The organism is Helicobacter sp. 12S02232-10 (assembly GCF_002272895.1).
GTDB lineage: Bacteria > Campylobacterota > Campylobacteria > Campylobacterales > Helicobacteraceae > Helicobacter_J.
On sequence record NZ_MLAQ01000005.1, the window covers coordinates 119,360 to 139,959 of the forward strand.

The 20,600-nt window shown below is 35.1% G+C and carries 19 protein-coding genes and 1 tRNA gene; 18 read left to right on the top strand and 2 right to left on the bottom strand.

Features of this window, described 5'->3' with window-relative positions:
- Positions 1-4 precede the first annotated feature (4 nt).
- The 6 genes from queA to BKH41_RS05545 all read left to right on the top strand — a co-directional run bounded on the left by queA (position 5) and on the right by BKH41_RS05545 (position 3,369).
- A complete protein-coding gene (gene queA, locus BKH41_RS05520; RefSeq protein ID WP_095297800.1) occupies positions 5-1,045 on the top strand; it encodes a tRNA preQ1(34) S-adenosylmethionine ribosyltransferase-isomerase QueA in 1,041 nt (346 codons plus the stop codon).
- Positions 1,045-1,611, top strand: a complete 567-nt coding sequence (rsmG, locus tag BKH41_RS05525; RefSeq protein WP_180762753.1) for a 16S rRNA (guanine(527)-N(7))-methyltransferase RsmG — start codon at positions 1,045-1,047, stop codon at positions 1,609-1,611. The genes queA and rsmG overlap by 1 nt, the downstream gene beginning before the upstream one ends.
- Complete coding sequence (locus tag BKH41_RS05530) at positions 1,611-1,823, top strand: PP0621 family protein (protein WP_257875419.1); 213 nt, start codon at positions 1,611-1,613, stop codon at positions 1,821-1,823. The genes rsmG and BKH41_RS05530 overlap by 1 nt, the downstream gene beginning before the upstream one ends.
- On the top strand, positions 1,820-2,200 hold the full coding sequence (locus BKH41_RS05535; RefSeq protein ID WP_095297806.1) for a hypothetical protein: 381 nt from the start codon (positions 1,820-1,822) through the stop codon (positions 2,198-2,200). Before BKH41_RS05530 ends, BKH41_RS05535 begins: the two co-directional genes overlap by 4 nt.
- 31 nt (positions 2,201-2,231) lie before the next feature.
- Positions 2,232-2,319, top strand: a tRNA-Ser gene (locus BKH41_RS05540).
- Between the two features lie 141 nt (positions 2,320-2,460).
- A complete protein-coding gene (locus BKH41_RS05545; RefSeq protein ID WP_095297808.1) occupies positions 2,461-3,369 on the top strand; it encodes a hypothetical protein in 909 nt (302 codons plus the stop codon).
- Positions 3,370-3,619: 250 nt separating this feature from the next.
- Here BKH41_RS05545 and BKH41_RS05550 read toward each other — a convergent pair whose 3' ends face one another.
- Positions 3,620-4,942 (bottom strand): M99 family carboxypeptidase catalytic domain-containing protein, encoded by a 1,323-nt coding sequence (locus BKH41_RS05550; RefSeq protein ID WP_257875420.1) that lies wholly within the window; start codon positions 4,940-4,942, stop codon positions 3,620-3,622.
- 100 nt (positions 4,943-5,042) lie between these two features.
- Here BKH41_RS05550 and BKH41_RS05555 point away from each other — a divergent pair, with 100 nt between their 5' ends.
- The 10 genes from BKH41_RS05555 to BKH41_RS05600 all read left to right on the top strand — a co-directional run bounded on the left by BKH41_RS05555 (position 5,043) and on the right by BKH41_RS05600 (position 14,801).
- A complete protein-coding gene (locus tag BKH41_RS05555; protein ID WP_095297812.1) occupies positions 5,043-5,612 on the top strand; it encodes a flagellar FLiS export co-chaperone in 570 nt (189 codons plus the stop codon).
- Between the two features lie 53 nt (positions 5,613-5,665).
- Positions 5,666-6,994: a glutamate--tRNA ligase gene (gene gltX, locus BKH41_RS05560; protein WP_095297814.1), complete on the top strand. Its 1,329-nt coding sequence runs from the start codon at positions 5,666-5,668 to the stop codon at positions 6,992-6,994.
- The gene (locus BKH41_RS05565; protein WP_095297816.1) at positions 6,991-7,284 is read left to right on the top strand and encodes a YggT family protein; all 294 of its coding nucleotides are present in this window, start codon (positions 6,991-6,993) and stop codon (positions 7,282-7,284) included. The genes gltX and BKH41_RS05565 overlap by 4 nt, the downstream gene beginning before the upstream one ends.
- Positions 7,285-7,346: 62 nt before the next feature.
- Complete coding sequence (locus BKH41_RS05570; protein WP_219350019.1) at positions 7,347-8,924, top strand: lytic transglycosylase domain-containing protein; 1,578 nt, start codon at positions 7,347-7,349, stop codon at positions 8,922-8,924.
- A complete protein-coding gene (gene galU, locus BKH41_RS05575) occupies positions 8,921-9,745 on the top strand; it encodes a UTP--glucose-1-phosphate uridylyltransferase GalU (protein WP_095297820.1) in 825 nt (274 codons plus the stop codon). The genes BKH41_RS05570 and galU overlap by 4 nt, the downstream gene beginning before the upstream one ends.
- Before the next feature lie 8 nt (positions 9,746-9,753).
- Positions 9,754-10,158, top strand: a complete 405-nt coding sequence (locus tag BKH41_RS05580; RefSeq protein WP_095297822.1) for a hypothetical protein — start codon at positions 9,754-9,756, stop codon at positions 10,156-10,158.
- Positions 10,158-11,426, top strand: a complete 1,269-nt coding sequence (gene murA / locus BKH41_RS05585; RefSeq protein WP_095297824.1) for a UDP-N-acetylglucosamine 1-carboxyvinyltransferase — start codon at positions 10,158-10,160, stop codon at positions 11,424-11,426. Before BKH41_RS05580 ends, murA begins: the two co-directional genes overlap by 1 nt.
- A 73-nt stretch (positions 11,427-11,499) precedes the next feature.
- Positions 11,500-12,912 (top strand): aspartate ammonia-lyase, encoded by a 1,413-nt coding sequence (aspA, locus tag BKH41_RS05590; RefSeq protein WP_095297826.1) that lies wholly within the window; start codon positions 11,500-11,502, stop codon positions 12,910-12,912.
- Between the two features lie 19 nt (positions 12,913-12,931).
- Positions 12,932-13,573, top strand: a complete 642-nt coding sequence (locus BKH41_RS05595; protein ID WP_095297828.1) for a uracil-DNA glycosylase family protein — start codon at positions 12,932-12,934, stop codon at positions 13,571-13,573.
- Positions 13,563-14,801, top strand: coding sequence for a hypothetical protein (locus BKH41_RS05600; RefSeq protein ID WP_095297830.1), 1,239 nt, complete (start codon positions 13,563-13,565; stop codon positions 14,799-14,801). The genes BKH41_RS05595 and BKH41_RS05600 overlap by 11 nt, the downstream gene beginning before the upstream one ends.
- 34 nt (positions 14,802-14,835) lie before the next feature.
- On the opposite strand, the gene BKH41_RS05605 is transcribed toward BKH41_RS05600, so the two are convergent.
- On the bottom strand, positions 14,836-15,894 hold the full coding sequence (locus tag BKH41_RS05605) for a cytochrome-c peroxidase (protein WP_095297832.1): 1,059 nt from the start codon (positions 15,892-15,894) through the stop codon (positions 14,836-14,838).
- 321 nt (positions 15,895-16,215) lie between these two features.
- Between BKH41_RS05605 and dnaE the strand changes: the two genes are divergently transcribed.
- Together dnaE and BKH41_RS05615 are read left to right on the top strand one after the other, a co-directional pair.
- Positions 16,216-19,845 carry a DNA polymerase III subunit alpha gene (dnaE, locus tag BKH41_RS05610; RefSeq protein ID WP_095297834.1) on the top strand — a complete coding sequence of 1,210 codons (3,630 nt, stop codon included), beginning with the start codon at positions 16,216-16,218 and terminating at the stop codon, positions 19,843-19,845.
- Positions 19,827-20,600, top strand: a complete 774-nt coding sequence (locus tag BKH41_RS05615; RefSeq protein WP_180762744.1) for a pseudouridine synthase — start codon at positions 19,827-19,829, stop codon at positions 20,598-20,600. Before dnaE ends, BKH41_RS05615 begins: the two co-directional genes overlap by 19 nt.

A 20,600-nucleotide genomic window follows, 5' to 3' on the forward strand; every position in this document is an offset into this window, starting at 1 on the left:
GGATATGGAAAATGATTTTGTGCTCCAAAGCTATGATTATGCTTTGCCTAAAGAGTTGATTGCAACCTATCCTGCATCTCCTAAAGAAAGCGCAAAACTCTTGGTCTATGACAGAAAAAGAGATAAAGTTACTCATAGTGATTTTTACCATATTTTTGATTTTATCCCCAAAGAGGCTTTGATTGTCCTTAATGATACCAAAGTCATCAAGGCTAGGATTTATGGGCATAAAGAAAGCGGGGGCGGCATAGAGATTTTGTTCCATTGCCAAAGTTTTGAAAATAGATTTTTAGTTCAAATTAAAGGCAGGATCAAAGAGGGGTCTAAAATCATTTTGGAAGAAGGGTATGAATGCATTGTTGAGGAAATGTTTGATGAAGGTTATCGTGGTGTCGCATTTTTTAGAGAGGGGAAAAGATTGGATTTGGGTCAAACTTTAGATATGCTTGAAAAATTTGGGCACGTGCCGATCCCGCCTTATATCAAGCGAACCGATGAAGAGCTTGATTTGGTCGAATATCAGAGTGTATTTGCTAAAAATTACGGATCAATTGCTGCCCCGACAGCGTCTTTACATTTTTCACTTTCGAGTATGGAGCGTTTAAAAAAGGATTTTTCGTATTGTTTTTTGACACTTCATATTGGTGCGGGAACTTTTGCAGGGGTTGAGGCTGCAGATATTAGGGAACATAAGATTCATACCGAAAGTCTTTTGATCCCCGTCCAAGCGATGGAAAAAATAGATCAAGCTAATGAGATTTTATGTGTAGGAACGACTGCTTTGAGAAGTATTGAATATTATAAGCGTTTAAAAAATGTGGATAGAAAAAATGATTTACATACTGAGTGCGATATTTTTTTACATCCAGGTAATCCGGTCTTGTATGCAAATCATCTTTTGACAAATTTTCATTTGCCAAAGTCAAGCTTAATTATGCTTGTAGCTTCAATGACAGGTCTAAAGAAGTGTCGTGAGCTTTATGAAATTGCGATTAAAAAATCTTATCGGTTTTATTCTTATGGAGATGGGATGTTGATTCTATGATGGAGGAATTTTTAGATTTTTCTTTAGAAGAAGAGGCAAAGGAACGTTTTAAAAATTATGCCTATCTTTTATTGGAATGGAATAAAATTCATAGTCTAAGTGGTGCAAAGTGTTTAGAGGAAGTTTATGAAAATATTTTTGACTCGATTTATCCGTTGCATTTTATAGATGATTTTGATTCTTGCCTTGATATTGGTAGCGGAGCAGGATTCCCAGCACTTCCTTTGGCGATATGTAAGCCCGCACTTCGATTTATTTTAGTGGAGCCTCGAGCAAAACGAGCAGCTTTTTTACGTTATGCTAGCCTTCAATTAGGGCTTGATATTGAGATAAAAAAGTGTTTGATTGAAGATTTAAACTCTTCAGATATTGTCAATGTGGATTTAATCACTTCCAGGGCGGTGATGAATAGTAAGGATTTGATTGAGAGAGGTAGAAAATTTTTAAAAAAAAACGGATGTTATTTGTTTTATAAAGGCAGCTGTTTAAGTAAGGAAATTTCATATCAAGAAAAAGAATGTATTTTTAGGGGAAATAGGGTTTATTTTTATAGGAAGGATGTGTGATGAGATTTTTAATTCCGTTAATTCTAATTGGTGTGGTGATATGGTATTTTTTCTTTAGAAAAACAAGTCGAAAATCCAAAAATTCCCAAGATGATGAGTTGATGGTGGAGTGTTGTGAATGTGGGACTTATGTTTCTTCTAAGGAAGCGATTTTGAGCAACGGAAAATATTTTTGTTCAAGAAAATGCCTGAATCAAAAGGAGAAAAAATGATCATCATTGGGCATCGCGGAATTGCTTATCCAAAATTTAAAAAGATAGTTGGGTTTGATGGAATCGCTTTGACGGATAATTCTTCAATTGTATGGTTTGAGGCTAATGAAGATAAAGGCTATGTTTTGTCTCATCATTGCATTGAAAATAATATAAAATATGCTCTTAGGGTCGATAATATCACGGATTTTGTTATTTATGCTTCTTTGAAGCCTCTTTATATTATTCTTGAAAAATCGCCCGAAGTTTATCAAAAAATTGCCGAAACTTATTTGATGGATTCTAAAATCTTGTATGTGATTGAAGATGAGGAAGAAATTGAGCAGTTGGCAAAAATGGGAATTGATGGGGTTATTTTTAGAGAGGTTTTAGAATAAATACGTTACAATCGCAATCTTTAAACAATATGGGGAGATGTCCGAGCGGTTGAAGGAGCACGCCTGGAACGCGTGTAAGGTGCAAGCCTTCGAGGGTTCGAATCCCTCTCTCTCCGCCACAGCTTCATTTAATGCCGTTTCAAAAATTTTACAAATCACTATAAATATCAATGGTATTTTATTATTTTTAAATTAAGTAAGAAAAAAATAGAAGAATTAAAAAGCAAGATTTAAAAAACTTTGAGATTACACGAGAGGAAATGGAACAAAAAATAAGGAGTTTAAAAATTCCGTTTTTCTCAAAGGATATCAAGGAGAGTGAAGAACGATTTGAGAAGATCAAAGAAGAATATGATTTTCAAAAACTTGCAAAACTAGGAACGCATATTCCTTCAAGATTTTTTCTTAAAGCAATGAATATTCTAGAACTAAGCTTTGAAGAGCTTAATGGAAATTTTGATTTTGAGAGCAAAAATGAATTTATTGAAAAATATTTGAAAAATATTGATGTTTGCTTCTCAAAAAAGCAAGAATTCAACCAAGAAAATAATCTAGAAATTGCAAAATTTGTCTTAGAGAATTTTAAAGCTATCAAACAAAGCATTAAGCAAGAATATGAAGTGACGCCATTTGAAACTCATAAATTAAATCTAGGTAATCGCGTGCTTTTTAGATCAGAAGATAAGATTGCTTATGTGAATTATGATTGGCTTTATTATAATGATTTGAGCCTTGATAGTGATTTAGAAAAAGAATTTTTATATTTTATTGAGGGAAATAAAGATGTTATAAATACAATTTTTTCCCAATGGTTTATCGTGAGAAATGATGGTTTTGAAGAGTTTAAGCTATTTGATAATCGCAAAGATGAACTAAATACTTATGGATATGGATTTGAACCTGATTTTATTTTCTTTGGAAAAAAGAAGGGCGAGAACGATAAGTTTTTGAGTGTTGAATGTTTTTTCGAAGCAAAGGGAGAACATTTAAAAATACAAGATGCTTGGAAAGAAGAATTTTTAGAAACGATTAAAAATGCACAAATGCAAGTAGAGGTTGATAAAAATCTCATTCTTTATTCTCTGCCATTCTTTTTAAGTAAAGAGATCAAGCAGAATGCAAAATTTATTGATGCTTTTGATGAGTTTTTGGAGAGAAAATTGTTTTAAATTCTATGAGAAATGATGATAAAATCAGTTATTAATTTATAATAAATTTATCTTGTACAACGAAGCAGGTTTATTTGTCTGTTAAATGATAAAACTGCAACTCTTAAGAGTTGGGCTAAAAAGGATTCGATTCGCAAAAATTGCTATCCTGTGGTCCTTCTTCCCTTTTTTAAAGTTGGACAATTGACTTTATCATAATAATGTAAAACAAATATATTTTAAGATTAAATCCAAAAATAAGCTTTACACACTATAGAAATTTTATCAATACCATACCGCTGAATTTATCGCCTTTGTATATTTCAGCTCTAAAAATTTTTCCGGCTTTATCAATGGAGAATTTTGGAATGCACTCTTTTTTGTGGATTATAATCCCGCTTTCATTGGGCTTAAGTGATTTATCGCCGGGAATGACATACCCGATAACATTGACCCGATATCCCTCTAAGGGTAATATTTCAAAATTTTCCTTGACTTCTATAATGCTTGGAACGGCAAAGTTTTTTTCTTTCCCATCAACCTTGAGTGTTATTTCTTTAAGTGAGTTGTCAAACTCCATATAATCAGGATTAATTTTAGTCATCAGTTTATTGCCATATTTGAGCCATATTTGATTATTTTTTGGGAGCAATCCGATAATTTTGGCTTTGGAAACAAGAGGTATTTCAGATGTTTGAATACCCTTAGGTAGGGGAAAGTAATTTAAAGTAGGTCTCAAACCATATAGGGGCAGAATGATATTTTCATCAACGGTTACATCTAATGTTTTGTCATTGATTAAATAATAAAGATTTTTTGGGTTCAGATTAAAATCTTTTTCATATGAAATACCCAATTGTTCCAGTAGTCCTTCAATTGCAAGCAAGTGATAATAAACCCTTTGTTCAAGCGGGAGCTCTTTGCTAGCTTCGTTTGCGAATGCGGGTTTGTTGTTTTTGATTGCAAAATAAGTCAGGGCTTTTTCCATTTCCTTATCGCCTTTTGCAGTATGGGTATCTCGAATGTGGTATTTATGGATAGGTTTGAGCAGTTTTTGATTGATATGACCAATCATTTGAGCTACTATTTCTTCAAGATCGCCATATTTAATTCCATTAAGTTTTTCTTGATCAATGATTGAGCAGTTTCCCCATCGATTTGGTCCTAGCAAAGCGTTTTCATATACTGGACGATAAAATCCACTGCCATCGTGAAGATGGAGGATTGCATTTACTTCTTCAGAAGTGATAAGCTCTTTAATGTGCTTGATAATGGGATATTCCGGATCGCTTGAGGACAGGGTTGCAAATTTACGATTCATATCATCATAAATTCCTCGATGATTTAAAAGCATTGAATGTTTATTCAAAACAGGGACAACCCATACGTTTCCATCTAGTATTTTATAGTGCATCAAGAAAATATTTGTGGCATTAAATCCTCCGGGTTCATCTCCTTGAATCCCGCCCATAAGCAAAAGAGTTGGCGAATTTGGATTTGTTTGGAGCTTGATAACATCAAAATTGATAGGAGCTAAAGGCTTAGCCAATCCTACGATAAAAAACAGACTTACAGATAATAACAGTCTTTTCAAAGAGCTTCCCTTAAATTGTTTTTGGCTCATATTATACCTAAAAGTGGTGGAACAAAATGTGCTTTTGAATTTCTTAAATCTAGGTCTAGAAAGGCAAAATATGTTTGATAAAGATATGCTTGCGACTTTTAAAAAACACTTGGTCGGTATGGATAAAATTCAGGGCGAGGATATCGATCCGAATTCTTTGGGAAAATCCAAAAAAATACGAAAATTTGGTGAAGATGTTAAGAGTGCAAATGAATTTATAGGTGCTGTGCAAATTTTAGATGCTGCTCTTGCAAAATTGATTTCATTATCTCAAAGAATGCTTGTGGAAGGCGAAATCAAAACATCTGATCTTAAATCTCTAGAAGGCATTGTTTCAAAAGAAATGTGCGAAATCATACAAAACTCTTCATTTATGGGAACGGAATTATTTGATGCGGTATTGAGCGTTGAAATTCATTCCAAAGCTATCGAGGTTGAGGTTTCAAATCCAATGTCTTTGGTTGCAAATGAGGGATATGAGGGTGTTATTGCTTATCTTGAAGATAAAAGGGCAGATATCAGTAAAGCCCTTGAATTTGTAAGTGTTCAAGTTTCGGATCAAAGGGTATTTGAACCAGATGTTTCTGCTCCTTCTTCTTATGAAAGCTTTAACGCTAAAGATTTTTTAAAAATGTTTTGAATTGGCACTATTTTGGTAAAATAGCACGAAAATAGCCAAAAAAGGGTTAGTCTATGCTTCGTTTTGCTCCTTCTCCGACCGGAGATATGCATATTGGCAATCTTCGTGCCGCAATTTTTAATTATATTATTGCCAAGCAGAAAGGAGAAAAATTCCTAATTCGTATTGAAGATACGGATTTTTCTAGAAACATTGAGGGAAAAGATACAGAAATACTTTCAATCTTGAATTTGTTTGGGCTTTTGTGGGATGAACTTGTTTATCAGAGTCATAATTTTGAACGCCATAGAAATTTTGCAGACTATCTGATAAAGCACGATAAAGCATTTTATTGCTATTGCACCAAAGAGTTTTTAGAGAAAAAAAAACAAGAAGCTCTTGATTTACGCATTCCTTTTAGATACGATGATGCTTGGGCTGAAATTCAAAAAAAAGATAATCCCAAACCGGTTGTAAGGCTTCGAGGTTCTTTTGAGCCCATCTCTTTTTATGATGAGATTAAAGGTAGGTTGGAATTTTATCCCAATGAACTTGATAGCTTTGTCATCTTGCGTGAAGATGGGATTCCTACATATAATTTTGCTTGTGCCTGCGATGATATGATTTATGATATTAGTTTCATCGTGCGTGGCGAAGATCACGTGAGTAATACACCCAAGCAGATTTTGATTCAAAAATCTTTAGACTATCAAAAGCAGCTTGGCTATGCACATCTACCTATTATTCTTGGAGAAAGTGGCAAAAAAATGAGTAAGCGCGATAGTGCCTCAAGTGTGAGTTGGCTTTTGGGGCAAGGATTTTTGCCCCAAGCAATCATAAATTATTTGATTGGTATGGGCAATCATACTCCTGTGGAAATTTTTACATTAAAAGACGCTTTGGAATGGTTTGATATTGCCAATATTGCTAAATCTCCCGTAAAATTTGATCTGAAGCGCTTAAGATATGTGAATCGAGAACATCTTAAAAGGCTTAATGAGAGTGAATTTTCATTATTACTCCAAACTCAAGATATTACTATCGGTGCATTGGGAAAACTTTATTTGGAAGAAGCAAGTACTCTGAATGAAATCAGGGAAAAATTAGGTTTGATTTTTTCTCCTAAAGATATTGATGTTACATATGAAGGAGAGAGTTTTAAAGAAGAATGTTTAAAGCTTTTTGAAGTGCTTTGGGGAATGAGTATGCAAGGAGAGAGCTTTATTGAATACGAATCTTTTAAAAATGAAGCGATGAAAAGAAGCGCCCTTAAGGGTAAAAAATTTTTCAAGCCACTTCGTATATTGCTCACAGGTGAATCTCACGGAGTTGATTTGAATGAGCTTTATCCATATTTGAGATTTTATTTTAAAGATATTTTGCGCATAAAAGGAGAAAAATGATTTTGGGCAGTATTTTGAGTGCAATTGCGACTATTTTGCATACTCTGATTACCTTATATACTTGGGTAGTGATTATAGCAGCTTTGGTAAGTTGGGTACGTCCTGATCCTTATAATCCAATCGTGCAGGTTCTTTTTAAGCTTACAGACCCCCTTTATCGTAAGCTTAAAGGTAAGGTCCCTTTAATCTATGGTGGGATTGATTTTTCTCCGTTGGTTGTTATTATTATCCTGCAGTTTTTAGATTTGACTGTAGTGAAAATTTTGTTGGTTTATTCTGAAAAATTGTAATGAAAAAAATAGTTATTTTAATTTTTTTATTCGGTTCGTTGCTTTTGGGCAAAGATATTACGTTGAAATTTTTAGAAAGCAAACCTCAGGGGGTTGTGAGGGATTTTTATATCTGGCAGTTCATATCTAATGATAAAACTACGATTGAAGAAGCAAAGCGCGCCTATGATCTTGTGGCAAACAAAATTCCAAGAATTCAGCAAGCAATGGAAAAAAAAGGGGTTCCAACACAGATGCCAAAAGATATTTTGTGCAAAAGTCTGGAATTTGAAAAACTCAAAGATCAAGATGGAGAATGTATCGCATTTGGTTTGAAGCTTTCAGATGTACTTAAATTTTCAGATAAAGATGCCACATTGGTGATGTCAAAAATAAAATCTATCAATCCCGCACTTTATGAGCAAATAAAAATACTACGCAGTAAAGATATCTTAAATGCTATGCTTGCAACCTCTGCAAAAAATTTTGGAATGATTTTTAATGGAATCTCTTATTCTCAAAAACTTGAATTGTTTGCCCATCCTATTTCGCCTAAAAAAATTGAAGTTTTGGCCAATCAAAATAATGTTGTTTTTAATAAAATGCTTCATAATATTATTCTTGATCCGCGTTTTGGGGTATTTAAAAAATCTTTGGCAAGAGCCAATATTACAAAATCTGATACCAATACATTTTTTCTCTTGGGGATCAATGAGCTTTTGCAGAAGCGAGATAAAAAAGCACTTTTATATTTTGAACGTTCTCAAAAAGCGGCCATTGATCCGTTTATGAGGGATCGAGCTTTGTTTTGGAGATACCTCATTACCAAAAACAAAATTTTCTTGGAAGAGTTAAGCCAAAGTCAATTTGTGGATATTTTTTCGATTTATGCCAATCAGAAAATCGGTTCTGTACCTAAGTATCAGATTGTCTCGAGTTTTGAAGATATTAGTTCTAAAAATCCTGATTTTAATGTTAAAGATCCATTTGAATGGCAAGTTTTAAGGGATAATATTTTTGCTATAAATGATGAAAAAGAGTATGCGGAAGTTTTGAATTACTTTAGGTATGAGAAGACGCTCCCACATTTGGTGTTTTTCCTCAATCGAGCGACAAAATATAAAATCAATTACTTTATTACGCCTTATGAGAAATTGCTTTCTTGGAGAGATGATGATGAAAAATCAATGGTGTATGCGATTGCTAGACAAGAAAGTCATTTGCTTCCTGCGCTCATATCGCGTTCTTATGCTTTAGGAATTATGCAGATTATGCCTTTTAATGTCCTTCCTTTTGCCAAAGAAATGCGCATTAAGCATATTGAATTGTCAGATATGTTTGATCCTCAAACTGCTTTGGAGTTTGGTAATTATTATCTCAATCATCTTAAAGAAGAATTTAAACACCCTTTATTTGTTTCTTATGCTTATAACGGCGGTCCGGGATTTTTAAGGAGGTTGTTGGCTAAAAATGAGTTATTTTTAAAGGGGAGAAAATATGAGCCGTGGTTGAGTATGGAGCTTTTGCCCTATGAAGAATCTAGATTTTATGGGATGAAAGTAATGGCTAATTATGTGGTTTATCAAGAGCTTTTCGGTCATCAGATCGACTTGGAAAAATTTTTGAAACAGACCATTATTTATACGAAGGAGAAAAAATGATTAATAAATGTCTTTTTCCTGCAGCAGGCTATGGAACAAGATTTTTGCCGGCAACAAAGGCAATGCCAAAAGAGATGTTACCCATTGTAAATAAACCTCTGATTCAATATGGAGTTGAAGAAGCACTTGAAGCTGGTTGTCGCACGATGGCCATTGTAACAGGTAGGGGAAAAAGGAGTATTGAAGATCATTTTGATATTAGTTATGAGCTTGAACACCAAATTAGAGGGACAGATAAAGAGTCTTATTTGAATGAGATTCGCGCACTCATTCAGACTTGTACTTTTTCCTATACCCGTCAAAATGAGATGAAAGGGCTTGGTCACGCCATTCTTACGGGCGAAACATTAATAGGGCAGGAAGCATTTGCAGTAATTCTTGCAGATGATTTATGTTCGAATCCCAATGGTAGAGGCATTCTTTCTCAAATGGTAAATTTGTATAAAAAATATCATTGTTCTATTGTGGCAATTGAAGAGGTGCATATCTCAGATGTGGATAAATATGGGATCATTGAAGGAGAAGAAATTGAAAAGGGGGTCTATCGAATTTCAAATATGATTGAAAAACCTAACAAGGAAGAAACCCCAAGTAATTTGGCAGTGATTGGCAGATATATCCTGACACCAGATATTTTCAATATCTTAAGGGTTACCAAACCCGGAAAGAAAGGGGAGATTCAAATTACTGATGCATTGTTGGAACAGGCTAAGGCTGGGAGAGTTCTTGCCTATAAGTTTGAAGGCAAACGTTATGATTGTGGGAATATTGATGGGTTTGTCAAGGCTACAAATGATTTTTATGAAGCGTTTCATCAGTAGAGTTTAAAATGTATGATATTTGGTTTTTTATATTTTTCTGGGTCGTAGCTGTTTTATTTGCTTTGCCTATTATAGCAATGGGGTTTGTATGGGTAATGCTTCAAAAGTCGCCTTCCCCGCCAAAACCCATCACTCTTAAAGACATTGAGAATTTGCTTGCTGGGATTAAAAATAAAGGAGATCTTGAAGGGATTTTGGAAAAATTTTTAAAGAATTTTAAAATCCCCCCTTCGGATAAAGCGGATTTAAAACATTGGCTAGATATTGTGGGAAAGATTGCATCTTCAGAGCATTTTGAAATCGATTACGTAGCAAAATTTGGGCAAGATCTTGAAGAGGCGAATGAAGAGATTGGACAAGAAATTGCTAATACAGTAGGGTTGGCATTAAAAAATAGAAAAAAGGTGAAATGATGGATTATTTGCAGATCAAAGGTGGTAGAGCTTTGGGGGGTGAAGTTGAAATATCGGGAGCTAAAAATTCAGCCTTACCTATTTTGGCAAGTGCTTTATTGTGCGAGAATCTTTTGAGAATCCGTAATTTACCCAATGTTGCTGATGTGAAAACTTTGGCTAAGCTTTTGGAGCATTTGGGATCTGAGATTGAATGGGTTTCTCCTAATGAAATCTTGATTCGTTCTGATAGGATTATCCATACCAAAGCCATTTATGATATTGTTCGTAAGATGAGGGCTTCGATTTTGGTTTTAGGACCTTTGTTGGCTAGATTTGGAAAATGCGAAGTGAGCTTGCCTGGTGGTTGTGCCATTGGAGCTAGACCTGTGGATTTGCATATCAAAGCAATGGAGAAAATGGGAGCAGATATATCCATAGAAGGTGGCTATATCGTTGCTAAAGCTCCAAATGGCTTGAAGGGAAGCGATATTATATTTGACAAAATCACAGTGACAGGTACTGAAAATGTCTTGATGGCAGCAGCTTTAGCAAAAGGAGAGACCAAAATTATTAATGCTGCTAAGGAGCCTGAAGTTATCCAGCTTTGCGAAATTCTTAAAAAAGCAGGGGTTGAAATTCAAGGAATTGGGAGTAATGAACTTTTTGTACGCGGTACAGATAGAGAGTTGCTAAAATTTGAAGAAATTTCTGTGATTCCTGATCGAATCGAAGCAGGAACATATCTTTGCGCAGGGGCAATCACAAATTCTTCGATTCTTCTCAAAAATGTTTTGCCACTCCATCTTGAGGCGGTTACAAACAAACTTTCTGAAATTGGCTTTGGCATAGAAGCTAAAGAAAATACTTTGAAAATAACACCTGCTTCCAAAAGGAAGGCATTTGAGATTATTACCACTGAATATCCGGGCTTTCCTACCGATTTGCAAGCTCAGTTTATGGCTTTGGCAACCCAGTGTGATGGAAGTAGTTCAATTGAAGAGCGATTGTTTGAAAATCGTTTTATGCACGTGAGCGAACTTCAGAGGTTGGGGGCAAATATTACCCTAAGGGGAAATGTGGCAAAAATTACTGGAGGTGAAACGCTTATCGGGGCAGATGTAATGGCCACAGATTTGCGTGCTTCTTCTGCACTTGTTTTGGCCGCTCTAGTTGCTTTGGGGCAAACCCAAATCCATAGAATTTACCATCTTGATAGGGGCTATGAAAGGCTTGAGGAAAAATTGTCAGCTTTAGGGGCTCAAATCACACGCTTGAAAGAAAAATAAAATTTTTATTGGATTTCTTTGATTATAATCTATCTGTGTGTTTAAATTATTAAAAAATATATCAGGAGTTTAGATGTCTACTAGAAAAGAACACGATTTTATTGGAGAATTAGAAATTGATAATGATGTTTATTATGGGATACAGACTTTTCGAGCAGTTGAAAATTTTCATATTACTAATGAAAAGCTTTCTGATTTTCCTATTTTTATTAATGCGCTTGCTCAGGTTAAAAAAGCTGCGGCTTTGGCTAATTATGAGCTTGGATTATTGGATGCAGGGATCAAAGAAGCTATTTGTAAGGCTTGTGACAGGATATTAGCCGGAGAATACCACGATCAATTTGTCGTCGATATGATTCAAGGCGGAGCAGGAACCAGCACAAATATGAATGCAAATGAAGTCATTGCAAATATTGCTCTTGAAATGATGGGGCATAAAAAAGGCGAATACCATTATTGTCATCCTAATGATCACGTCAATCTTTCTCAATCCACTAATGACGCTTATCCGACAGCTCTTAGAATCGCTTTATATGAGAGATTGAGTGGCTTAACTGAATCAATGCGAATTCTTAAAGATTCTTTTTCGAAAAAAGCTGAAGAATTTAAAGATGTCTTAAAGATGGGCAGAACCCAACTTCAAGATGCCGTTCCGATGACTTTAGGTCAAGAATTCAAGGCTTTTGAATTGATGATCAATAAAGATATCGAACGTGTTTTGGATGCTAGAAATTGGATTCGAGTTATCAATCTTGGCGGAACTGCGATTGGTACAGGGATTAATTCTCATCCTGATTATAAAAATATAGTGGAGCAAAAAATACAAGAAGTTACAGGTAGGCCTTTTGTTACGGCTACGGATTTGATAGAAGCAACTCAAAGTACGGGTGCTTATGTGCAAATTAGCGGTGTGCTTAAAAGGGTTTCAGTCAAACTTTCTAAAATATGCAATGATTTAAGGTTGCTTAGTTCAGGTCCGAGGGCAGGTTTAAATGAGATCAATCTACCTAAAATGCAACCTGGAAGTTCGATTATGCCTGGCAAGGTGAATCCCGTTATCCCAGAAGTCGTTAATCAAGTTTGCTTTGCTGTGATAGGGAATGACATTACTGTTACAATGGCTGCTGAGGGCGGGCAATTGCAATTAAATGTGTTTGAACCTGTCATTGCTTATAGTTTGTTTAACTCGATTGTGATGCTCAATCGCGCAATGCTTACGCTTGCTAATAAATGCATTGATGGGATTAGTGCCAATGAGGACATATGTAAAAATTTTGTACTCAATAGCATTGGGATTGTTACTGCCCTCAATCCTTATATCGGGTATGAAAACTCTGCTTCTATTGCTAAAGAATCTCTTGCTACCGGAAAAAGCGTTTATGAGATAGCGCTAGAGAGGGGATTATTGAATAAGGAGCAGCTGGATGAAATTTTCAAACCCCAAAATATGATCAATCCACATATGTATAAGAAAAATAAAAGTTGAATGAATTTAAGCAATTTTAATGCGTGATATTCAAAAAATTCTTCATCTTAAATTTTTATATTATCAAAAGATGTTTGGGGGCAAGTATATTGAAAATATCAATCTGAAGCCTTTTGAAGAAAGTTTGACAATGCCCAAAACTTCTTTATATGATATGGTTTCTCACTGCGCACTTTGTGATCGAAGTAAAAGCTCCAAGCCTGCTTTTGGAATTTTACCTTCTGAGCCTAAAATTATTTTTGTTACACAACTGCCTTTAGTGAATGCTTTTGGCGCATTTTTGGAAAATAAAAGCTCAAAAATGCTTCAAGACATTGCTCAAAATGTTTTTGCATTAAAATCTCAAGAATATGGCGTTTTATCTTTGGTTAAATGTGATGATAGTAATCTTAAAGTATCTGATGAAGAAATTTTAATCTGTAAGCAGTATTTGAATGAGCAAATCCTGTCTAAATATACTAAAATTATAATATTAATGGGAGATTGTGTGTTGGCACATTTACTTGGTTTGAATTTTGAGGATTGTGCAGGCAGTATTTTTACTCAGAATGGCAAGGCTTTTTTAGCAACTTATTCTTTGAATCAGTTACTCAAAAATCCTTCTTTAAAAAAAGAGGCAATGAAACATTTTTTACTTGCAAGGGGATATTTTGAAAAATAAACGAATTTATATTGGCATTTTAGCTACTTTTTTGCATACAGGGCTTTTTGCAAAAAGCTATATCATTTCTCCATTGCCTTTGCCCAAACAAGAGGTAGTCGATATTGATATTAAGAAATGTGATGAAAAATGTTTGGAAAAACTTTATGCTGATGGCAAATTATTTTCATTTGTGGCAAAATTTAAAAATGACACCCAAAATATAGAACTTAGGGCAAACTTAGCAGTTGCTTTATCTGAAATTGATTCTTTTATGCAAAGCTCGGTATATCAAGATCAAAAAAATTCTAAGATTAAGATTGCGCTTTTGATTCCTAAGAAAATTGTTGGACGTTATTCTGTTGCAAGCATTGATACTATTTTGGCTTATTTGATGACGCGCGGCGGGGATTTTGATTTTAAAGTTTTTGACAGCGGGAGTGAAGATTCTTTAAATTTAAGTGAGACTTATGATAAAATCAAACAAGAAAAATATCAGTTTGTGGTTGCAGTCCTCACACAAGCAGGAGTTGAAAATTTTATTCAAGACACTTATGTCAGTCTTCCAACCTATATCCCCACTATAAATAAAAATCAACTTGATAAAAACCTGAAATTACCTCCAAACCTTTATTTTGGGGGGATTGATTATTATGCTCAAATGCAAGTGATTACAACTTTGGCAGCTAGTGCCTCTATTGTCGAATATGACGATGATAGCCCTGTAGGACTGATTTTGGGCGATATTTTAGATAGCTTGGATCCCAATATTGTATATAAAGATATCGTTTCATCCCAACAAGCTGCGACATTTGCCAAAAATCTCAAAACTCAAGAAGATTTTTTGGAAAAAAGCGTTGTGGTTTTAAATACTCCTGTAGTTAAAAGTGGTTTAATGCTTTCTCAATTGGGGTTTTCTAATAAAAAACCTTCCAAAATCCTTTCGGTTCAAATCAACTACAATCCTTCCATTTTAATGCTTGTGCAACCTAAGGATCGTCAAAATTTTTATATTGTGAATGCAATTGGAAGCACTGATCAAAAATTGATTGAATATGGCGCTTTACTTAGTAGTGATTTGCGTTATGATTGGGTGAATTATTCTACAGCAATCGGAGTGGAAATGTTTTTTGATTTTCAGGATACTAAAATCAATAAGTTTTTTTCAGAACTCATCAATGACAATCAAGTCCAATATGTAAATACTTTATACCGTGCTAAAGGTTCTGTATTTGAACCCGTTAAATAAGAGGAGTTGATCCTTTGAAGGATCACTCTTTTGTTTAAAAAACAGGTTTTGGAGTTTTATCTGTAACCGGAGGCAGGGTAGGGTAAATAATTTCAGGTTTTGTGCCTGTGAGAGATTGGAAGAAAGTTTGTATTTTTTTAGCTTCATCATCGCTGATGGTAATGCCTAGCTGGATTGCTCCCATTTCTTTGATAGCATCTTTGACATCCCAATATTGACCATTATGAAAATAAGGCATTGTTTCAGTTATATTTCTTAGAGTGGGGACTTTTACCATACCATTGGCATCGCCTTTAAAATTTCCTATGCTTGCAAATTTGTATGGTTTTACAACACCAAATGGTTGCATACTGCCACCAAGATTGATGCCGGTATGGCAGGCTGTACATCCTTTGTCAATAAAGATATTTAACCCCTCTTGTTCATCTTTACTGAGTGCTTTGGGGTTTCCTTTAAGAAAATCATCATAGCGGCTTGGAGTAACAAGAGTTTCTTCAAACATCGCAATAGTGTCAGCAATGAGTTTGAAGTCAATTTTTACTTTGTTTCCGTAGGCTTTTTTGAATTCATCCACATAAGCAGGCATAGAAGTGATTTTTTCTACAACAAGTTTAGGGCTTGCAGCCATTTCTACAGGATTTTGAATTGGTCCTTGGGCTTGATCGCCTAGGTGTTTTGCCCTTCCATCCCAAAATTGCACTGAATTGAATACGGAGTTAAAGACAGTTGGAGAATTTAAATGATGGGTATTTGGCTGCCATTTTTCACCGATTGCTGCTGGGACAACATCAACGCCTCCCAATGCAAGATTGTGGCAAGTGTTGCAGGAAATGAGGTTTGAGCTTGAAATTCTAGGATCAAAATAAAGCTTTTTGCCTAATTCGATTTGAGCTTGAGTCATTTTTGGTTTATAGCCTGTTGCTAGGTCCGTATCTGTAGCTTTTTTAAGTTGATAATCTTTCAAAGCCTTTCCAGTAGGGATAGGCTCTAAACCTACTCCTTTAGCTTTTTGAATCAATTCTTGATTGCTTTCTCCAAAGGCATTAATCGCACAAAATGCAATAATACTTCCTATAATTGCGAGTTTTCTCATTGTTTTTCCTTCTGTTTGGTTTAGTTTTGTATCCTAAATTATATCTAAAACAGAAAAATCTAATAAGTAAGATTTATTAATTAAAAAATATTTTTTATAAAACAGTTATTAAGTTTTGGTTTTAAATTTATTAAAATATAAAGAAAGATTCTTATAATTAATGTTGGAATTGAGATAATTTTGTTTAGCGTGCAATATAAATTCAGATTGGCAAAGTTTTATTGCAGAGTAAATCAAATCTAAAGGATAATATTTTTATAATAAATTTCTGCTTTTCTTTTGGGTTTTGATAAAAATATCAAAGTAAATTTAAGGAATTTTATGAGTTATACACACTTGCACTTACATACCGAATATTCTTTGCTTGATGGAGCGAATAAAATCAAGGCTTTGGCCAAAAAAATCAAAGCACTTGGAATGAAAAGCGTGAGTATGACCGATCACGGAAATATGTTTGGAGCAATTGATTTTTATACGACGATGAAAAAAGAAGGTATCAAGCCCATCATCGGTATTGAGACGTATCTGCATAATGCTTCAGATTTGGGTAGCAAAGAGTCCAAACAACGCTTCCATCTTTGTTTGTATGCTAAAAATCAAGAAGGTTATAAAAATCTAATGTATTTAAGCTCAATGGCTTTTATTGAAGGCTTTTACTATTATCCTAGAATCAATAAAAAGATTTTGCGCGAGCATTCTGCAGGTCTGATTTGCTCTTCGGCGTGCTTGCAAGGTGAGGTAAGTTGGCAACTCAATACCAATAATCCTAGAAATGTAAAAATCGGAGCTAAGGGTTATGATACCGCCAAAGAAGTAGCACTTGAATATCAAGATATTTTTGGAGATGATTTTTATATTGAGATTATGCGTCACGGGATTGCCGATCAGAGCTTTATTGATGAGCAATTAATCAGACTTTCTTTAGAAACAGGGATTAAACTGATTGCTACAAATGATACCCATTATACTGATCAAGATGATGCGAGTGCTCAAGAAGTAGCAATGTGTGTGGCGATGGCAAAAACTCTTGATGATCAAAACAGACTCAAACATTCAGTAAAAGAATTTTATGTAAAATCTCCTCAAGAAATGGCGAGACTCTTTGCCGATATTCCCGAAGCTTTGGCAAATACCCAAGAAATTGCTGATAAATGCAATCTTGAAATTGACCTCAAGGATGAAAAAAACAATCCTCCTACCCCGCCAAGATTCAAATTCACACAAGAATATGCCAAAGCAGAAGGGTTAGATATAACAGATGATGCAAGCTATTTTGCTCATAAAGCCCGAGAAGGTTTAGTAGAAAGACTCAAGATTATCCCTCAAGAGCGTCATCAACTCTACAAAGACAGACTTGAAAGAGAGATTGAAGTCATTAATAGTATGAAATTTCCGGGTTATATGCTCATTGTATGGGATTTTATAAGGCACGCTAAAGAAAACGGTATCCCAGTAGGTCCAGGCAGGGGGAGCGCAGCAGGGAGCTTGGTAGCATTTTGTCTTAAGATTACCAATATTGATCCTTTAAAATATGATCTTCTTTTTGAGAGATTTTTAAACCCTGAGCGGGTTTCGATGCCTGATATTGACACAGATTTTTGTCAGAGGCGGCGTGGGGAAATTATTGAATATATGATTGAAAAATATGGTAAGTATAACGTGGCTCAAGTCATTACTTTTGGCAAGATGCTTGCCAAAGGCGTTATTAGAGATGTTGCACGTGTATTGAATATGCCTTATAGAGAAGCTGATGATATGGCAAAACTGATTCCTGATAAATTGGGTATCACGCTTCAAGGATATGAGGAAAAAGATGGGAAATGGATAGATGGAGCTTGGGAGCTTGAGCCTAAAATTTCAGAACTCACTCAAGAAAATCCTTTAGCCAAGAAAGTCTGGGATTTTTCTTTGATGCTTGAAGGACTCAATCGCAATGCTGGCAAGCACGCTGCTGCGCTTGTACTTGATAGCGAAAGGGAATTGTGGCATAAGACCCCGCTTTATACCGGTGATAAAACTGGTGGAGCAATTGTCACGCAATATTCAATGAAATATCTTGAGCCTGTCGATTTAATCAAATTTGACTTTCTTGGACTCAAAACTCTAACAGTCATAGATGATGCACTCAAACTCATCGTTAAAAGATATCAGAAAGAATTAGATTTTTTAACGATTGATACAGATGATCCTGAAGTTTATAAAACGATACAAAGCGGTAATACTGTTGGTATATTTCAAATCGAATCTGGTATGTTTCAAGGTCTCAATAAACGTTTGAAACCTTCAACATTTGAAGATATTATTGCAATCATTGCCTTAGGACGACCCGGTCCGATGGAATCAGGAATGGTTGATGATTTTGTCAATCGCAAGCACGGGTTAGAGCCTATCACCTATATGTTCCCTGAGCTTGAACCCATCCTTAAGCCTACCTATGGCACGATTGTCTATCAAGAACAAGTGATGCAAATCGTCCAAACCATCGGAGGTTTTTCTTTAGGGGAAGCTGATTTGATACGTCGGGCAATGGGGAAAAAAGACGCCCAAATTATGGCTGACAATAAAGTCAAGTTTGCTATGGGTGCTCAAGCCAAAGGATTTGATAAGAATAAAGCTGAAGAGCTTTGGGAACTCATTGTCAAATTTGCAGGCTATGGGTTTAATAAATCCCATTCGGCAGCTTATGCGATGGTAACGTTTCAGACTGCTTATTTGAAGACTTATTACGAACACGAATTTATGGCTGCAATGCTTACAAGCGAGTCAGATAAGATTGAATCGGTGGCAAAATATATCGATGAGGTGAAACTTTTGGGTATTGAACTTGTTCCTCCTCACGTCAATACTTCAGCACTGAATTTTGGCGTGGGTGATTTTGAGGTCAAAGACAGCAAGACAATTAAAAAAATTATTTTTGGTTTGGGCGCGATTAAAGGAGCAGGGGAAGGTCCGTTGAAAAATATCATTGAAGTCAGGGAAAGTGAGGGCGAATTTAAAAACTTGGAAGATTTTATTTCAAGAGTGGATTTTACAAAACTCACCAAAAGAATCTTAGAGCCTTTGATAAAAACGGGCAGTCTTGATGGATTGGGTTATACTAGAGCAACAATGCTTCAAAATATAGATGCGATTTGCGATGCAGGCAGAGCTAAAAACAAGATCAAAGAAATGATGGCAGGTTCTTTATTTGGAGATGCTCAAGATGATGCTCAGCCTGTAGCGTTAAATCTGACTCATATTTTTGAATATGATGTTAAAACTTTGCTTGATTATGAGTATGAGTGCTTAGGCATTTATGTTTCGGGTCATCCTTTAGACGACTTTCAAAAAGAAATCAAAGCGATTAAGGGTGTGGCCAAAAGCACAGAATTAAATTCCTTAGAAATCGGTTCTAATATAATGATTGTCGGGAAGGTTTTAGATGTCAAGAAAAAGATTGGGAAAAAAACTGGAAAACCTTATGGAACGGCTGATATTTTGGATTTTTATGGAAAGATTGATTTGATGCTTTTTGAAAAACATCTTCAAGAACTTGAAAGTTTTGATCTTTCTAAACCTCTAGCTTTTAAATGCAAGATTGAAGAGCGTGAGGGAAATGTACAGCTTCGTTTGCTTGAGATTATGAATCTTGAAGACGCAAAGGGGCAAAATACGAAAATAAAATACAAAACCCCTCAAATCCAAGATCCTCAAGAAGAAATCATTCCTATTGATATGAAGCCCCAAGAACTTAATGATGCAACTTGCCCCTTAGCTGTGGTTTTAAAGAAGAGCATTGATGGTAGTTTTTTTGAAAAGATTAAATCTGAAGCACAAAAATTTGAAGGTGAACGCGAACTTCGGGTTGTGATTGAAGATGGGCAAAGAAAATATATGTTTGTAAGTAGTTTGAAAGTCAGCGGCAAAATCAAACAAAGTTTTTGCGATCTTGAATGGATGGATATTTCGTGAGACTCAATCAGTTTATTTCCCACCATACAAAATATTCGCGCAGAGAAGCCGATGTCTTGATCGAACAAGGTAGAGTGAATGTTGAAAAGACTAAAGCAGATTTTAAAACCATTCTCAAGGATAATCAAAGGGTATTTATTGATGGAAAATATATAAAACCACAAAAAAATGATTTATATACGGTTGTGGTTTATCATAAGCCTAAAGGTGAGATTGTCAGCAAAAAAGATGATCGAGGCAGGAGAGTGATTTATGATTCTTTAGGAGAAAAATATGCTTGTTTTGTTCCTGTGGGCAGACTTGATTTTGCTTCAGAAGGGGTTATATTGCTCACTGATAGTAAGAAAGTTGCCCAGTCTTTAATGGAAAGTTCTTTGGAGCGCGAATATATTATCAAGGTTAAGGGCAATATCACTCAAGAAATCATACAGGCTATGACAGAGGGGATTTATCTTGAGAATGCACAGGCAGGAGCCCATCCTAAAAATAAAATCAGACAAATGGAATTTGCTCCTTTTGCCAAATATGAGATCATAAAAAATGAAAAAAATTTTTCCAAACTTAAGGTTTCAATCAAAGAAGGAAAAAACAGAGAATTGCGAAGATTTTTTGCTTATTTTAAAAAAGATGTTTTAGATTTGCGACGCATTCGTTACGGATGGGTTTGTTTGAATGCTTTGCCGGTAGGAAAAACAAGATTTTTAAATAAAGATGAATATAAATTACTCCATAAATTTATGGATAAGGGTGATTAA

Excerpts from the sequence above, each read along its gene's own strand:
- dnaE (WP_095297834.1), top strand. The coding sequence starts at position 16,216 with ATGAGTTATACACACTTGCACTTACATACCGAATATTCTTTGCTTGAT.
- BKH41_RS05545 (WP_095297808.1), top strand. The coding sequence starts at position 2,461 with ATGGAACAAAAAATAAGGAGTTTAAAAATTCCGTTTTTCTCAAAGGAT.
- queA (WP_095297800.1), top strand. The coding sequence starts at position 5 with ATGGAAAATGATTTTGTGCTCCAAAGCTATGATTATGCTTTGCCTAAA.
- rsmG (WP_180762753.1), top strand. The coding sequence starts at position 1,045 with ATGGAGGAATTTTTAGATTTTTCTTTAGAAGAAGAGGCAAAGGAACGT.
- gltX (WP_095297814.1), top strand. The coding sequence starts at position 5,666 with ATGCTTCGTTTTGCTCCTTCTCCGACCGGAGATATGCATATTGGCAAT.
- murA (WP_095297824.1), top strand. The coding sequence starts at position 10,158 with ATGGATTATTTGCAGATCAAAGGTGGTAGAGCTTTGGGGGGTGAAGTT.
- galU (WP_095297820.1), top strand. The coding sequence starts at position 8,921 with ATGATTAATAAATGTCTTTTTCCTGCAGCAGGCTATGGAACAAGATTT.
- aspA (WP_095297826.1), top strand. The coding sequence starts at position 11,500 with ATGTCTACTAGAAAAGAACACGATTTTATTGGAGAATTAGAAATTGAT.
- BKH41_RS05565 (WP_095297816.1), top strand. The coding sequence starts at position 6,991 with ATGATTTTGGGCAGTATTTTGAGTGCAATTGCGACTATTTTGCATACT.
- BKH41_RS05605 (WP_095297832.1), bottom strand. The coding sequence starts at position 15,894 with ATGAGAAAACTCGCAATTATAGGAAGTATTATTGCATTTTGTGCGATT.
- BKH41_RS05555 (WP_095297812.1), top strand. The coding sequence starts at position 5,043 with ATGTTTGATAAAGATATGCTTGCGACTTTTAAAAAACACTTGGTCGGT.
- BKH41_RS05530 (WP_257875419.1), top strand. The coding sequence starts at position 1,611 with ATGAGATTTTTAATTCCGTTAATTCTAATTGGTGTGGTGATATGGTAT.
- BKH41_RS05580 (WP_095297822.1), top strand. The coding sequence starts at position 9,754 with ATGTATGATATTTGGTTTTTTATATTTTTCTGGGTCGTAGCTGTTTTA.
- BKH41_RS05595 (WP_095297828.1), top strand. The coding sequence starts at position 12,932 with ATGCGTGATATTCAAAAAATTCTTCATCTTAAATTTTTATATTATCAA.
- BKH41_RS05615 (WP_180762744.1), top strand. The coding sequence starts at position 19,827 with ATGGATGGATATTTCGTGAGACTCAATCAGTTTATTTCCCACCATACA.
- BKH41_RS05535 (WP_095297806.1), top strand. The coding sequence starts at position 1,820 with ATGATCATCATTGGGCATCGCGGAATTGCTTATCCAAAATTTAAAAAG.